The organism is Metamycoplasma neophronis, from assembly GCF_006491995.1.
GTDB classification, from domain to species: Bacteria; Bacillota_I; Bacilli_A; order Mycoplasmatales; family Metamycoplasmataceae; genus Metamycoplasma; species Metamycoplasma neophronis.
Map to the genome: position 1 here is coordinate 15,602 of NZ_VHHP01000003.1, position 18,892 is coordinate 34,493.

At 26.4% G+C, this 18,892-nt stretch carries 4 protein-coding genes; 1 reads left to right on the plus strand and 3 read right to left on the minus strand.

Annotation, left to right across the window (positions count from 1 at the left end; translation table 4 throughout):
- The first annotated feature begins 16 nt into the window (after positions 1–16).
- Positions 17–577 (plus strand): hypothetical protein, encoded by a 561-nt coding sequence (locus tag FJR74_RS01220; RefSeq protein ID WP_140914734.1) that lies wholly within the window; start codon positions 17–19, stop codon positions 575–577.
- A 95-nt stretch (positions 578–672) separates the two neighbouring features.
- Here FJR74_RS01220 and FJR74_RS07460 read toward each other — a convergent pair whose 3' ends face one another.
- The 3 genes from FJR74_RS07460 to FJR74_RS07470 all read right to left on the minus strand — a co-directional run bounded on the left by FJR74_RS07460 (position 673) and on the right by FJR74_RS07470 (position 18,863).
- Positions 673–3,015 (minus strand): IdeS/Mac family cysteine endopeptidase, encoded by a 2,343-nt coding sequence (locus FJR74_RS07460; RefSeq protein WP_140914735.1) that lies wholly within the window; start codon positions 3,013–3,015, stop codon positions 673–675.
- 107 nt (positions 3,016–3,122) lie between these two features.
- Positions 3,123–8,312, minus strand: a complete 5,190-nt coding sequence (locus tag FJR74_RS07465; RefSeq protein WP_140914736.1) for an MGA_1079 family surface serine endopeptidase — start codon at positions 8,310–8,312, stop codon at positions 3,123–3,125.
- Between the two features lie 1,644 nt (positions 8,313–9,956).
- A complete protein-coding gene (locus FJR74_RS07470) occupies positions 9,957–18,863 on the minus strand; it encodes a hypothetical protein (protein WP_140914737.1) in 8,907 nt (2,968 codons plus the stop codon).
- Between the last annotated feature and the right edge of the window lie 29 nt (positions 18,864–18,892).

The window sequence follows — 18,892 nt, forward strand, 5'->3', positions numbered from 1 at the left end:
ATTAAAATAATTAAAAATGAGCAAAAATAAAAACCTTTTTATTTTCATGCCGCTCGTATCAGCGCCCTTAGCATTTTCTACCCTAAGTTGTGCATATGAAAAAACTAATTCAGACAAAGAGAACAACGGCGAAACATTAAATGATACGTCAAGTACAACTATTTCAAATTTCTTAAACAAAATACCAAATAGTTCTGATAAAGTTAATGGATTGCTTGATTCGTCTCAGTTATCATCGATTAATGAAACGGTAAACTTTTCATATAAAAATGATGACCCTGAAGTTAAAATCATAGCAAATCGAGAATTTGAAGCATTAGTGCGAGCCAATTATTCTAGTGCCGAACCAAATTATAAAAATGATTCATTTCAGTATGAAAATATTTTAAAAACTGATGTGTTTAAAAAATATTTTAATTTCTCATATCCTGGCAACGAAAAATTTGGTCATCCAATTTATTACTTTTTTGTAATAAAAGATTCTATGCCAGCAGTACAAGTCGAAATTAGATGCCCTGATATAATCTATAATGGTGTAATGGCGCTCGAATCTTTACACACAATAAAAGCAGATTAGTATAATAGCTTTTATAAGCCGGATGCAGCACTGCGTCTGGCTTTTTATATTAAAAAACAGCACCACTTTAATTACAGTGCTGTTTTATTATTATTTTATTCAACAATGATTTTTGTAACTTGGGTTTGTGTATTTCCAAAAATATCAGTTGCTTGATATTTAATTTTGTATATACCTTCTTTATTAACATTTAATGCGTCTGGATTTATTACGTTAACTGTAATTGCATCATCTTTAGCATGAGCAACATTTTCATATCAATTTTTTCAAATATTAAAACCAGAACTAATTTTCTCAACCGAACTTATATTTCATGAATATTTTCATGCTCTTTCTCTATCGGGCGAATCTGGATAATTATTCATTTTCATAGTGCGATTATCTTTTGAATACATTACTTCAGTACGTTTGATAATTGACAATCTTCTTGCATCAGGATCATTTTCATCACTATCTGAATAATATAAATATTTAACGTAACCTTCATCATCAAATTCGGCGCCCCATAAAGTAACGGCATGGTTATATTGACCATAACTAGGGGTTATTACGAATGAAACCGCATTATCGTTTAAAAATGCTTCTTTAATGAAATCTGAAAATACTTGTTTAACGTTATTAACGCCACCAGCAAGTTTTTTATATGTTCCCATATCAGAAACATTTGACTTATTAAATAAATGTGGAAAAAAGCCTTTAAATTGTTTCCCTACTTCTTCGTTTTCAAATGCCGCACTCAAGTTTCTATCTTTATATCCAGATAATAATCATTCAATGCCGTATATAGCAAAACCGCTTTTATCAACAAAATAATCACATAAATAATCTAATATTGGCGCATATTGTTTTTGGTCATAAGCTTGCAATAGATTTTTTCCATTAATTAAAGTTAATAAATCTTCTGGGTACATTTCATAATATTTATCAATAAATTTGCGATTTTGTTGTAGTCATCATTGCATGATATTACTTGCTGCAGCAGCTCAACAGCTACGGTCATCCCCGCCCCCAGTTCCGTGTGGTCTAGGCACTTCATCATCATCATATTTATTACCGACTCTATATCATTTATTTGAATCAAATCAGTTGCCTTCGTCATCTAAAAATAAATAATATGTAATATCGCCATTATCAAATAAATCACCAGTGGTTACCCACTTACCTATTGGGCTTTTTGTATATAATTTTCCAGGATTAATTTTTTCAACTTTATCATTTCCGGGGAATGGTGGTATATTAACACCTTTCACGGTTAGCATGCCTGGCGCTTCGAATGTTCTATCGGGTTCTGTGGCTTGATAATCTTGATTAATTGTATAAATACTATCAAAGTTGAATTTTTCACCTCGGCGAATTGTAATTTCTTTATCTAAACTAAACATTGGTTGAATTTCATGCTTTGAATTAATAGGTTTAGAATTTTCATTTGATGGATTTGTACTACCTTCGCCATTTTCAATATTTGATGAACTATGAGTGTTATCAACTTCTGATTTTAATTGAGTCACATCATTTTGGATAGAACTAATATTCTGATCAATTGAATTTAATTTATTATTTAATACGTTCAAGTTATCTTTAACGATGTTTATTTTTATAAAATATTGACTAGCATTAGTATTAAATTCGTTGAATTTGTCTTGACTTCGATTTTGATATGTATCAAGATCTGAATTCCAACTTTCATATTTATTGTTTAAAGTATTGAAATCATTTTCGTTTATTTTATTTAAATTATTTTTAAGTGTTTTCAATGAATTTAATAATTCTTCGAAAGTATTTAGCAAAGTATTATTTTGCTGATTTAGATTGACTAAAAAATGCTCTAAATCAGATAAATTTCGATCAATATTTTCTGTAACTAAAGATAATAAATTTAAATCATTGCTATTGCTTTGAGTAAATTCTAAAACCGAGTTTTTGATTAATTCTAAGCTCTTTGATAAATTATTTTTTCTGTCTTGCTTATTATCTTCGGTTATTGAAGATAGTTCCTGCATTATGTTATTTATACTTTGCGTTCTTGATTCACTTGCATTTGAATTTAAATCAATATTAGATTTTAATTGATTTAGTGAATTTTTTTGATTTTCAAATTGAGCTTTTAAATCATTTATTTGGCTTCTTTGAATTTCAATTAAATTTACTAATGTTTTTTTCTTTTCATTTGTTACAGATAACATTGAATTAATTTGATTTTCATAATGATTAGATAAGTTGGGATTTGATGTTTCGTTTGGATGGTCTGTATTATTTTTATCATTGCCAACTTGATTTTCAATATTATTTTGATTGCCGCCATTTACATCATTTACTATGACATTATCATTTTTAGTGTTATCTTCTTCGCCTTTAGAATTTTTATAACAGGAAACTGTCGCTAGCGGTATCGTTGTCATTGATACTAAAGCTAGCAAAATTTTGAAACTTTTTCTCATTTTTTTACGCTCTTCTCTAAATTCTTTTACTAAATTACATTAATAAGTATTTAATTCTGTTGTTGGACTTTTTTAGGATTTTATTATTTATATACAAATTAAAGTAACTATTTATTATTTTTAATAAATCACGGAATATCATATTGATATGGATATCTAACGTTTAGATTAAATAATATCGAAGCAAAAGAGTTTTTGTTTTTTAAAGATAATGGATCATTATTTTCTGAGTTCAAACCTAAATAGTTATATTGACTGCTGATAAAGTTATGTCCATATAATACATTAAAAGGTGTACCGGAATTAATTACCGAATTGAATGAATTTTCATCACCCATGATACCTGTTCCAGAATTACCTGGGTTGAAATACGTTGGAACATAACCGTTTTGACGTTGTAATGTCATTCCCGAATCATATATCGAGGCACGATTTACTACATATCCAGCTTGTTTAGCATAAGGGAATCCGTTAATACCATTTCTAATTACATATGGTCCGTAAACTACGTTATCTTTGCCGCCTTCGTAATTCATATCCATGTACGGATCATCAAATCATTGTTTATATCAATACGCGGTTTGGTAACGCCCTTCGCTCATAGTCGTCTTAATAATTTGATTAATATCGATACTAAAAATGGTCATGTCGACACTTGCTGGGTTAGTGCCATTAACATTTAATTGGTCTTTACCGACTCAAATAACTTGTGGATTCACACCTACTGGGTATAAGCCATCTCAGTATCCAAAACCACTATTAATATTATTTGCAAAATTATGTCCTGATTTAACTAAATATCTTCAATTTGCTTGGTGAGGTTTGTTTTTTAATGATTGAATATCACCATAATTTTCAACGTGAGTATTAGTTACTAAATAAAATTTTCCGTCGTTTTTATTAGTATTTACTTTACCCATTTTTGTGGCTGAACCATAATTATATGCCATACTGTTTCCTCAAATGGTTTGGAATAGTTTGGTATTAGTATACGAATTACCCAAATATTCATTGTTTAGCATATAGCCATCATGCAATTTATAAGGAACATTTTGATTAGGTAAATAAGTATTTCAAATTTCATTATAATCATTATAAAAAAGAATTGGTTGATTTTCCTGAGTATATGACATGTGATTATAATCAAATTTATTAGTTGAAATGCCAAAGTTTTCATTTTGCACATTTGAATCGTATGAAATTGTTATTAAATTACTTTGTTTTGCAATTAATATTGCCTCATTAGAATCAAAATGCCCAAATTTTTTTAGGAATTCTGAAGTAGATAATACGTGATTCAACGGATTGCCTAAAATAATATTATATTGTTCGTTATTTGGAGTTAAATTAAATTGTATTCCAGCTTCAGTATACAATACATCAACATTAATAGTTATATTAGGACTATTATAGAATTTACCATTATTCGAAGTATGGATAGGTTGAATGTCGATTTCTGTATGATATTTACCGGTTTCTTTTAATGAATTAAAATCAACTTCAATGTTCATCCCTTTATCGATATCAGTAATTCGTTTTAATCTATAGTCATCTTGGAATAAGACATTTCCAAAAATATGAAGTTTAATTTTGGCATTTTTTACATCATGGTTTAATAATGTTTTTTCATAGTATTTCTTTTTCAATAATCAGCTTGCACCATTATTAAGTTTGTTTCATTCCAAATCTTTGTAATAAGGTTCAATAATTCTTTCGCGGTGGACTGAGTTTGGGGTGTAAATTTCTTTTAAATTATTATTTGAATATGACAATGATGTTTTATTTATAATATCGTTATCTTGAGCCCTTAGATCTTCGATTACATATCATCGATTACCCTGGATTACTTTATTGCCTTCAACATATTTCAATCTAAAGTAAGCTTTAGTATCATCATTATCCTTTTTAATTACTTCGGCAATTTGAATATTGTTTGCATTTAAATAGAAATTATTGTATTTAATTACGGGATAATCAAATTGAGAATTTGGTTCGATATTTAAAGTTATATATGAATTTCTTAATAAAGGTTGCGACACGGTATTAGCTAAATCTTTAATAGTAAAAGTTTTTGAGTTTTTTATAATTGATAAATCATCAAATGTTATATTGTTAAGAATCACTTCAGGGTATAGATTGTTTTTATAATCATTTTGTAAATTAACTAATCTAATTGTTTGAGGGCTGATAAATCTTTGCGATAAATTATTTTTATTAATAAAACCTAATTGGAATGACATTCCTTTTGTATTTTGATAAATAAATGGTTTGACATTAACAAAATAAATAAAATACTTATTAGCTAATGTATTCATATTTACGCTATTTGCTAAATCACGTGGGTTAGCAATTGATCTTGAGTTAGGATTGAAGTTAATTACAGTAGGTTCAGGAATTGGTTTATTTTCATCAGTTGTTTTAGGATTATCTTCAAAGTTATTATTGAACTTATCGTTATTTTCATTTTTGTCTTCAGTTTCTTTATCTTTGTTTAAAGAACCATTTTTAAATTTCAATACATAATTAATTTTTAAAAATGCCTCTTGTTCATAAATATCATATGGGTCAATCACAGCATAAGGAATTGGCGTTTTATTGTCTCATAAAGCATTAACCATTCGATAGTCGAAATTAGTAGAATTAATTAACTTGATATTATCCATATCTGTTTTATCAATTGAACTATAATTTTGACCTTGAAAATCAACCGCCTTAAATACCTTGGTTCCATCTATTGTTTTGACATCTTCAAATGTAAGTGGTTTAAAGAATTCTAAAGTAAATCATACTTTTTGCGATGAACCAAAATTTTTCGGTAAAACAGCTTCTTCATTATTTTTTTTATATCAGAAAAATAAATCAGCTTTCCCTTTTTGCGGAGATACGTTTTTAATTTCTTTTATAAAAATTTGATATTCTCCGAATGAAGGGAATGTATAAATCTCATTCAATAATTTTAAAACGGTTTGATTATCATAAGCAACGAAATCTGAGTGAGTAACATTAGGGTTTTTAGCTTGAATATTTGCAAATAAGTTGCTTTTTACTGGATTTAAATTTTGTAATTTGCTTCAATATTCAGAATAACCTAGAGTTTTTTTAATCAAATTTAAATTTTTATTATCCTCTGATGCTTCAGAAGCATTAACTTGAACTTGCACGAGTTTAGTTTTATTATCGGTTCAAAATTGAATGGCGTTAACTTCCTGAATTAAATTAATAAGTGTTGCGTCGTTATAAGGCTGAATATCATCGGCATTAATATTGGTGATAAAACCTTTAATAACTTCCTTAAACATGCTCAATCTTTGCTCTTGTGTAAAATACAAATCTTTTTGTACTGGAACTTTATTTCATAGTGGGTTAATTAATAATTTCGTCGCATTAGGATGACTTTCATTATATGCTTTTTCTTTTTCACTCATTGCATAAGAAAAATAATTTGCTAAAGAGTTACCGAATTCACTAGGATTTGTGTAATATTTTGATTTTTTAAATTCTTCTGAAAATGTTGCAAATGTGACTTCGTGATTAGAATTAATGAATAAAACATCATTAGCAATTAATGAAAAACGCTTAATGACTTGATTATTGTGTTTAATTAATATATTAAAGCTTTTGTTTTGTTTGTCATAAGGATCTTGATCATCTAATTCGTAAGTGAAGTAATCATTCAATATTGTTTTCTTTGGAATGATGTTTTCTTTAACAATACTTTCGTTAGCAAAAAATTCTTCTACTGTGTAATTACTGATAATTGTTTTATTGAAATTAAATAAATCGTGAATATTTAAGTTTGATAATTCACTTAATTTGTTTGCTCAGCTATTCGGAAAAGTTAATTCTTTTATAACATTAGTATTCATGTTTGTCGCATTGTCGGCAACATTATACTCAATTTTTAATATATTATTATTAGCCAAATCTAAATCAAATTTAACTAAATTGGCTGATAAATTTTCATCCGTAAGGTTGCTATTAATATAATAATCAAAATTACTATTCGTAATTGATAATGGATTAATCGCCTTATCCAATTCATAGTTTTTCAAATTTTTATTCAAATTTATATTTAAAGCATTGTTCGCTTTGAGAATAAATTGATATTTATTTTTAAATTCATTTAGTAAATTTTCATAATCAAGGATATTAGAATCGGTTAAATTATCAAATATAATTTTGTTATTTTCATCATAAATAAGTGATTTAATTGTTTTATATCTTGTTTGTAGATTATCATTAAATGATTCTAATGATTTAGATGAAAAAATTTCGGCAAAAGAATTTTCAATAGAAACTAATTTTTTATATAGAGTTTGAAGATTTGTCAAGCTTTGATATTGATTTTGCACCTTAACAAGTTCATTTTTATCCAAAATTAAATTATTATGAATGTTGAATAAATTAGGGTATTTTAATTTTAAATTTATATTAAAAGCGTTTATGAAAGCATCTGAAAAAGTAGTTTTGATATTTTTATCCAAATCGCTAATGTATTGATTTTGAAAAACCTCAATAGCGTTTTTTATGCTATCAATACCTTCATTAAGTGATTCAAAAGCTAATTCGAAACTATTTTTTTGATTATTTACAAATGTATCTGTTTTTAATTGGTAATTATTTTGATTATCAATTATAAAAGCCGCAATAATTTTTTCGCGAATAGAAGACATTGAATATAAAAATGGTGTATTAATATCTTGTCCATAATTCATAATAATTTTGGCATTTGATACAATCTCGCCATATTTATTATTAAAATTCTTAATTTGTTCAATTAGATCTTGATTTTTCTTGTCATTATTAGCGTTGACAGTTATTTCAAGTAATTGTTTAATTTTTTCGCTATTTACAATATTTAAAAAATTAATTATTACTTCATTTTTAAATACTACTTCGTTATTTTTATTATCTGCGGAAGAATCGCTTGTTCCATTTTCTAAATTGCCATCAGACGGTTCGGTACCATTGTTAGCAGGTGTAGTGCCATTGTCTTCTGCTTCGTTATTATTATTTGTTGTTTGATTTTCATTTGAATTATTGCCATTTTCTGAGCCGTTATTATTTGTTGTTTGATTTTCATTATTGTCGCCCGATAAAGCACTATTATCTTGATTAGGATTATTAGTATTATTATTTTTATTATCAGTATCGGTATTTGTAATACTGTTATTATTATCTTCTTTTTTGTTATCTGACGGTTTTATATTGTTACATGCAATTGCAAAAAAAGGTATTGAACTTAATACCATTGCTGCACTTATTCTCAATAATTTATTTTTTTTGTTTTTTGACATGCTTACCCTCTTGTATTCTTTTTATTTTTTAATTATTATATTATTTATAATAATTATATTTGTATTTATGAAATTAACTATTATTTAGTTAATCTTTCTTTAATTTATTTATTGATTTAATAATAAAATTAAACTTATTTTGATAAATATATCAATAACATCGTAAATTAAATAAAAACTTTGTAATAATGCAATACTCTTAAAATTGAGATTATATATTATGCGCATAAATTACTGATAGGTCGCTTTATTTCTTATGATAATTATTAATACAAATCAAAATACTAAAATTATAGTAACAAATAAATATCTTATCAATATAGCTTATTTAAAAAATAAATTCAACACACATTAAATAAACTGACTTAATATTAAAATAATTAATAACTTATGACTTAAAGCAATTAATTAAATTTGTTTTATTTGCAGAATATTAAAAACCTTTTAATAAAAATAAAAAATAAGCGTCAATTTCAATCAATATATTAAAAAATAATAGTTATAAATTATGGTTCTTGTAAAGCTAAAGGCATAGCAAAAATAATAATTTTGCTCTATTTTGACCTAAAAGAAATTCTAAATTTTCACAATTAAAATATGTTAATTGTGTTAATTCATCACAATTTTTCAAGTTTAAAAAATCAAAAAATAAAGACAGAAAATTAAAACCAAAATCATTATTTAAACTTTTTAAATTATCCTTTAGGGTTATCTAATCATTAAATATAACTTTAATCTTTGCCATAAATTAGATCTACAAAGTATATATTTTGCTTTATGATATTTAAAATATATTCTTTCATAATTTAATATTACTCAATTAATATTTTTTATAAATCTAGTTTTTAGTGTATAATCTAGTCATATTGGAGAAGAGAAATGCCACTCCGGCTCAAAAGAACGGCGTAATGTACTTACGGATGCTTATTTGAAAATGAAAAATGGTATAAGCTAGCGAAAGCTAGTTTTTTATACCATAATTTTAGATCTTGTGAAGTAAAAGCGACATCAAAACATAATCTAGTTATTTATATTTGACAGATTTTAAAAAAATTATGAAAAATCAAAAATATTGTTTCGGTTTTTATTTTTTTACTAAATAATCAAATAACTTTTTTAAAATAATTTTCACTTATATATCCGCGCTTACGCTTACTTTAAAGTACCGGTGGACCCTTGAGTTTCTAAAATTTTCATCTTTTCCAATTTTCAGTTTTATGATATTTAAAATATATTCGTTCATAATTTAATATTACTAAATTAATATTTTTTTATAAATCTAGTTTTTAGTGTATAATAAAACCATATTGAGAAGAGAGGCGCAACTCCGACTGTGAAAATGACGTAATAAGATTACGGACGCTTTCGGGAATGAAAAAGTGCGCAGACTAGTCATTTGACTAGTTTTTATTTATAATTTATATATAGTGATGTTACATGGTTCAGTTTTAAAATTAAAAAAAGTATTTCTTTTCATAATTTTTTTCTTTTAATTTAATTTCAACTAAAAAAGCAGCTAGTCTAGCTGCTTTTTTGGATCCCTAAATTTTACAGCGACTAATTATAAATTTTTGACGCTGTAAAAATATTATTTTAATCTTTAGGTTTTTAAACTTAAAATAGCGCACACGAGTGCGCTATTTTTTATCCTATATTTTTATCTAAGTCAATTAGTGAATTTTTAATTCATTCTGTATTGTTTGATTTTGAATAAGATATTGGACTTGGATTTGCTGATGATGTATTTATATTTGTCTTACTTGCAAAACCGTTTTTACTATTAAAACTATATAGTTTGAATTTATTTTTATAAAATGGGTTTGAAGGGTGATTAAAATCTGATAATCAATCAATAACTTTATAAATGTCTTGGTATGCATTTCTAATTCAGTCTAATGCACCTTGTCCAGTTCCAATTACACCCTCTCCGCTAATAGGGTTTATATTGGTACTTAATCTTGTAGATTGATTGTAAAAGAATGAATAAGTACCGAATTGTCTTTGTGAATAGAACCCATCATTATATGATTTTCAAGGTCCGTATAAGATTCTGTCAGGATAATTGTTATATCCAGAGCTTCATTTTACGCCATAACGTGGTCCACCATCGATTAAACCGTTATGGCTAAGTCCGTCAGGTTCATCTGAAATTCAAACACCCATTCTCATAATAACGTCATTTAGCAATCCTCTATATGAAACTTTTTCTACTTCATTTTGGACATTAGGATTTCAAACGTAAGCTTCACCTTTATCATTATTCATTCAAGTTCCAAAACGTTTTTGGTCAAGATGAGGTGCAATGTCTTTGTTAATTAAATTTCTCAATACATAGGCTGTATAACCAACCATTTGCATATATGAATAAGGTGTTGCTTTTAATCTTTCATTATCAGTATTAATCAATATATTGTAACCATTGTTTACTAAAAATGGATTATTTTTTTGAGCAGAATCTAAATCACCATCATAAGTTAATCTCTTTAAAATTAAATCATACATTACACTTAATCTATCTTTAACACTTGAATATCTCTTGTCAATGATATACAATTGATTAAATTTTTCTAAAGAGTCATAAACTTCATTAGTATTCGTATTATTAATATTTAATTCAAATTTATTTTGATAGTTATTTATTGCTCCCAACATTACGTTTAAGTAATTATTAAATTCGATAATTTCGGTTGGCGCCGATCCAGAATTTGCAGTGTTAGCATTATTATTATCATAAAATACCGGATTAGTATAAAAGCGGCCGTATGAACTATTATTTCTTTGTTCATATAAATAATCATAGTAATTATTTGATGGTGTTAATTTACCATTGTTTTGTGAGTTTGCTACCGGCAAGTATTGCATTATATTTGGCATGTTTTGATAAATCTTTTTAAATAAAGCATTTTGAATACTTTTTAATATATTCAATGACGCATCTTTTAAAATGTTTACCGAAGCTATTTCCGAACCTTCAATGCTATTAATTTTTTCATTTAATTTGTTAGCATTCAATGAATATTCAGCAGATAGTTCTTTATTTTTATTGAAATCTAATGTATCTATGATTATATTTAATGCATTTTGATATAGCCCTTGCCCTTGCTCTGTTTGAGGATTTTCATATCAATTGCCCTTATAACCATCAGTTATTGACATACCAGTTATTTCATAATATTCAACGTTAATATCGTTAGGAGAAATATTTTTAAATGATTTGATTTCATCACCTTTAGTAAAGCCAATAGTAAACATTTCTTTAGTAAATAAATATTGATAATAATTATTTACTATTCTTACTTTTGCCTTAATAACTTCAGCTAGTTTATCTTGATTTTTACCTATTAATCCTGTTAGATTGTTGACAGCAGAATTCAATTCAAATAGGTCATCTTTATTTTGAATTTTAATTTCTTCGGCATTTAATGAGTTGATTGTGCTTAAATAAGGTCATTGGGTTTTTTTGTCGTCTGCATGATTTTTAAAATCAGTAATTACTCCTAATACTTCATTCTTGTTTTTGTTTACCAATTGCATCATTTCATTAAACTGATTTTTAACTTCTGACAAAATATTTTCTTTACCTTTAAATGCTGCGCTTAATATTTCAAAATATGATTGTCCCAAATAATTGCTTTCTGTTGCTTCGCTGCTTTGATTAATATTAGATAATTGTGATTTTATATTTTGATCTACGCTATTGCTTAAATTGTTTTGATTAATTATGTCTAATGATTGGGTTTGAGCAACGCTTGCTTTTAAATTATTATTTGCCTTAATAATGCTTTCATTATCTTTGAAAGCTTCTGATGTTTTAGCGATGAAATTGTTCAATGAATTAATATTATTCAATCACGCAACATTAAAATCATTATTATTGCCATTAAGTACATAGTTTAAAGCATTTTTTAAATCTATGATACTGTTTTTAATTGAATTTGAATATATATTATTTAGTCCGTTTACTAAATTATTTAATTCATTTCAATTACTTATCTTACTTAAACCATTTCCTTGGTTATCAATTTGTTGATTAATTGAATTTGTATCGATAATATTTTTGTTTAATTGTGAATTGAAAATTAAAGCCGAGCTTCTTAAATAATTAATTCTATTTAAAGTTTCATTTAGCGAGGCAATTATTTGTTTTTCAGATTCCGATAATAAATTATCATATATGTTTTTTACATTACCTTTGTATACAAAACTATTATTATCGATTGTGTTAATTGCATCGATTACTTTATCATAGTTATTATTTACTTTATTATTAATAGTCCTTAATTCATCAAAATTTGAAAATTTAGAATTTAAATCGTTCGCTTTAACTTTATTAGCCCCTATAATGGCTTTAAATTCATTAAGCTTTTGCTTTTGATTTGCTTTTAAGGCATTACTAATCTCTTGATATTTTGCTTTCATCTCGCTAATTTTATTCACTAATTCATCTTTTGTTCAACCATTGTCTAATACTATATTTGACTGAGCGTTAGCTTGTGATAATAAATCATTTAATGCGGGATTAAAATTAATTTGTTCTTTAGCCAATTCGCTGATAGCAAGCGCTAGCGAATTCATGGTTTCTTTTGAATCATTAAATAATTTAGCTTGATTATTTCAATCTTCGATTTCTTTATTTAATTTTTCATTTTTAGGTTTTATGTTTTGATAAGCTTGTTTATATTCTGAAAAGTCTTTGTCATTATTTGTCAAGAATGGTGTAGTTTCATCAATAATTTCTTGTGCCTTTTCATTAGTTCAAGCATGCTTACTTTTAATTGCCTTGGCATTTTCAAACATTTTATTTAATTCATTTTTATATGAGTTTTTTATGGCATCTTTTGCTTCGGTGTTAATTTGTTTTAAATTTTTAAATGCTTCGACTATAGCAGTTAAATCCGAAGAACTATTTGCCAATGTGGCATTATTAATTGCTTTATCTAACTTACTTATTAAATCTTGAATTTCTGCGGCTTCATGATTAGGCAAGTTATTTAATTCTTCTTTTAATGATTTTGCGTTTTTTAATTCAGCCGACAATAAATTAGTTGCTTCATTAAATGCATTTTGTTTTATTTCAACTTTTTTATCTTCGATAGATTTTAAAATTTCTTTTAATTCAGCGTTATTTTTTTGATTCAATAAAGGTAAAGTATTTTCATTTAATTCACTTAAATAATTGTTTGATTCAGATTTTGTATTAACCAAAATATTATCTAGATTTGTTGCAAAATCAGATACCTCAGCATTTTCTTTATTTATTTTAGCGATCAATTTTTCATTTTCTTGGTTTAAATTATTTAGAGCTGATTGAGCAACTTGAATTTTTTCGATTAATTTTTGAGTATCAGCATCAATTATGTTATTTAATTGTTTTTTATTTGCTTCGGCAGTGTTTTTGGCTTTGACAATCGCTTCATTTAAAGACTGTTTATCTTCGGCTAAAGCAGGATCTGACATTTTTTCCAATAATTTTTCAGCAATTTCAATTTGATTATTTAATTCAGCTAATTTTTGATCAGTTAAGGAATTGTTTTCTTTGATTGCGGCATTAGCCTTTTCAATTGCTTTTGCTAAAGCGTTAGTTTTAGCATTAATCAAACTAATTGCATCGTTATCATTAATTGAATTATTGTTATCAATAATTGAATTCAATGCTTCATCCACACCGACTAAATTTGCGCTGTTTGAACTTTGTTTTATATCGTTTGAAAGAGTTTTTGCTTCGGCTAGCTTTTTATTATATTCAGCTTTAGCAACATTAAGGCGATCAGAAAAATCGCTAATTACTTTATTTGCTTCGGTTTGGATTTCATTTAATTTGCTTAATTGATTTAAATACTCATCAGCGTTTTCCGCTTCTAGTACTTGATTAGCTTGTTTAATTGCTTCTTGAAGTTTGTTTTTTAAATCAACCATAGTTGGATCTAAACTAGTAATTGAATTTTTCAATTCTTCTAATGCATTAACTTTTTCACTCAACTTAGTTTTATTGTCTTTTTTGATTTGATTATCAACTTCTGTTTTTTTATTTTTTGCTAAATCTAAGGCATCATTTAATTTAGTTTGAATATCTTCTAATGAGGCTTTATCTTTAACATCAAGTGAATTCTTTTGATTTTTATTGTAATTATCCAATACAGCTGCTAGATCTGCTTTTATTTGTTTATATTGCTCTTCTGCTAGAGAATCGCTTATATAGTTTTGGATTTCTTCGGCTTTATTTCTAATGCTATCTTGAAGATCTGCTTTTTCTTTATTTAACTTGTCTAAAGCTAATTTAGCTTCAGATTGAGCTTGTTTAAGTTCTTCATTTGAGCTTTCAATAACTTCATTAATTGATTTAATTTCAGCATCATGAATATTCGTTGCTTTTGAAATAACTGCATCCAATTTTGCTTTCGCACTTTCTAAAGCTGGATCAGTCATTTTTGCAGATAAATCATTAGATTCGGCAATTGTATTATTTAGGTCGGTTAATTTTTGATTGGTTAAATTATCTGCTAATTTTTTGTTTTCCTTAGCCGATGAAATAGCATTATTTAAGTTGCTTGTTTTTGTTGCAATCGATTCCAATGGCTCGTTATTATCAATTACTTTGTTTGATTCAATTGCTAGGTTTAGTTGATTAATTACATCAGTTAAATTAGACTTATTTGAATCTTTTTCAAGGTTTGCTAATAAATCTTTAGCTTCTGATAATGCGGTTTCATGTTGTTGAATTTTGTTCGATAATTCGGTTGCAAAGTCTTGAATATTTTTATTTGCTTCGGTTTGAATTTCATTTAATTTGCTTAATTGATTTAAATACTCATCAGCATTTTCCGCTTCTAGTACTTGATTAGCTTGTTTAATTGCTTCTTGAAGTTTGTTTTTTAAATCAACCATAGTTGGATCTAAACTAGTAATTGAATTTTTCAATTCTTCTAATGCATTAACTTTTTCACTCAACTTAGTTTTATTGTCTTTTTTGATTTGATTATCAACTTCTGTTTTTTTATTTTTTGCTAAATCTAAGGCATCATTTAATTTAGTTTGAATATCTTCTAATGAGGCTTTATCTTTAACATCAAGTGAATTCTTTTGATTTTTATTGTAATTATCTAATACAGCAGCTAGATCTGCTTTTATTTGTTTATATTGCTCTTCTGCTAGAGAATCGCTTATATAGTTTTGGATTTCTTCGGCTTTATTTCTAATGCTATCTTGAAGATCTGCTTTTTCTTTATTTAACTTGTCTAAAGCTAATTTAGCTTCAGATTGAGCTTGTTTAAGTTCTTCATTTGAGCTTTCAATAACTTCATTAGTTGATTTAATTTCAGCATCATGAATATTCGTTGCTTTTGAAATAACTGCATCCAATTTTACTTTCGCACTTTCTAAAGCTGGATCAGTCATTTTTGCAGATAAATCATTAGATTCGGCAATTGTATTATTTAGGTCAGCTAATTTTTGATTGGTTAAATTATCTGCTAATTTTTTGTTTTCCTTAGCCGATGAAATAGCATTATTTAAGTTGCTTGTTTTCGCTGCAATCGATTCCAATGGCTCGTTATTATCAATTACTTTGTTTGATTCAATTGCTAGTTTTAGTTGATTAATTACATCAGTTAAATTAGCCTTATTTGAATCTTTTTCAAGGTTTGCTAATAAATCTTTAGCTTCTGATAATGCGGTTTCATGTTGTTGAATTTTGTTCGATAATTCGGTTGCAAAGTCTTGAATATTTTTATTTGCTTCGGTTTGGATTTCATTTAATTTGCTTAATTGATTTAAATACTCATCAGCGTTTTCTGCTTCTAGTACTTGATTAGCTTGTTTAATTGCTTCTTGAAGTTTGTTTTTTAAATCAACCATAGTTGGATCTAGACTAGTAATTGAATTTTTCAATTCTTCTAATTCATTAACTTTTTCATTTAAAACAGACTTGTTATTACCGTTTTCTACTGCTTTTTTAGCCCTTTCCAAGGCATTAGATAAATCTGAAATTTTTCTATTTAATTCATCTTTAGTTAATGAAATAGAATTTGTTTCGGTTTGGCTATTTTTTTGTATCTCGGTTTCTAAAATATTTCTAATAGAAGGATTTTGATTTACATTTTCATCTAAATAGTTTTTTGCAACTGTAACTAAATTATTAATATCATTGATTAATTCAGTCTTTTCATTATTGATTTTAGTTGCTTTATTATTAGCTTGTTCTAAAATATCTGCAAACTTAGAATTAATAGCTTTAATTTTTTCAACCGAATTTATACTGTGATTATCTTCTGACTGAGCCAAAATATTTTGTAGCAATGCCTTTTCTGGGTTATATTCATCAGTTGGCATCAATTTTAAAATTTCTTTAGCTCTTTCAATATTCGAATTCAAGATATCAATTTGCTTTTGATATTCCTCATCAATTTTTGCTTTATTTGCGGGAACGCTATCAAGTTTATCTTGCAATTGTTTTTGAATTTCGTTCAATCTGGCTAAACCAGCATTTTCCATTTCTGGCTTAGTATTATTTTCGTAATTTTCAATTGTGTTTGTCAAATCTTCAATTAATTTTTCGTATTTTTCAAAATTATCGTTGGCTAGTTCATCTTTTTCATTACCTAAATTTGCAACGATTTCGTTAATTTTTTCTTTTGTTTTTTGAATTTTTTCAAGTAATTTTAAACGCTCTTCAGCAGTTGCATTTTTAAATGACTCAGCTTCAACAAACGCATTGTTCAAAGCTATAACATTATCAACAATATTATTTTCATTATCATTTTCTTCTAATGAAACTTCTAGATTGGCAATAGCCGCATCTAAATCTCTTTTTGCGCTTGAAATTGCATTATTCACATAATATTTTTTATCTTCTAATTCTTTAGATAATTCCTTGGCTTTTTGCAATCTGATCTTAGCTTGTTTTTTAATTTCATTTGCAAAATCAGTTGATAAATTATTAATAGCATCATTATAAATTTTCGCAATGTCTTGATTTTGACTATATGTTGCCGATAAAACATCTTCAGCTTGGCTTATGATGTGATTTAAATTTAGGTTACTATCAAATGCATTATTATTGACAATATTGTCTAATAAATTTTTTGAAAATTTTATTGCATCTTTAAGCTTTTCACGAGCAATGATATATTTTGAGTTTTTAAGAGCAGTTTCTAGTGATTTTTTATTTTCGCTTAATTCACCTACTAAACTTTTATTATTAGCCTTTTCACTAATCGATGATATTAACTTTTCTAATTGTTTTTTGATTGTTGGATATTTTTGTTCATCTATTAAATTATTGTATTCTTTAGCTTCCTCGATTAAGGCTTCAGTGCTACTGATTAATTTATTTTTTAAAGAATTAATATAATCATTTAATTTATTATTTTTCAGACTTAAATCATTCAAGACAGTAATTAATTCTTTTGAATTCAATGTCTCTAACGCTGTATCTGACTTATTAATCAAATTAACTAAATCTTCAAGCTCATTTTCTTCAAAAGCATCTGGATATGAATTTATTTCATTTTTATTATTTTCTGCTTTAATTTTTTCTTCATTTAAGTCATTTATTAAATTTTTTAATTGTTCTGTTTCGCTTATAAGATTTTTGTTATTGACTAAAATAGCATTAAAATCGCCAAGGTTGTTGGCATTGTTTAAGTCTAATGTTATTTGTTCGATTTGATTTGTTAATTTATTTCTTAAATTGTTGAAAATATCATCTTTTAAATTATCATTTGAATATTTTTTAGCCTGCTCAATAATATTATAAATTTGTGCAACTAATGATTGTTTTTCTGAATTTAAAAAGTCGCCGATTTCATTGGCTGCATTATTTAATTTTTCAGCTAAAGATTTTTTATTTTCGTTATTAAGCGTCATATCATTAACTGCTGCAATAGCTTCATTTGTTAAATTTTGCAAACTATTTTTATTTTCGTGTTCATAATTTCCGAATTTATCCAAAGTTTCTTGTGATAATGATATTGATTTTAATAATTGATTAGTTGCCTCTAAAAGTTCGCTAAAATTGTTAGCATTTTCCTTAACAGAAATTAAATCCGTCAAATTATGAGCAACTACATAAGAATTATTAATATTGTTAATTTGGTCTTGAAAATGATTTAAAGTATTCATGACTAAATCATTATTTTGATTTGCTTGATTAAAGTCATCGAATTCTTTGTTTGCTTTTATTAGCGCCTGTTTGGTTGCGCTATTTTCATTTTCCAAAATGTCTAAAGTTCTTTTGTCTTCCTCAAATTTTTTCAACGCATCATCGTAAAATTTTGATAATGTTGCGGCGTCTTTGATATTCTTATCGACTAAAATAGTCTCGATTTTTTTAATGCCATCATTAACTGAGTTTTCTAATTCTTTAGCATAGTTTTTATTTTTTAAATTATTAAGCGATCATGATTTAATTTCGCTTACTAATTCTGCGATTCTTTTTCTAATATCATTGCTTTCGTTGTTATTTTCTAATAGAACATAAATTGTCCCTGCAGTCGATGCAATAGTAGCGACGGCTAAAAAAGCGGAAGCTGCTTTGATCTTTTTATTTGCCATAGTCCTCCAATTTTATCCGTTAATCAAAT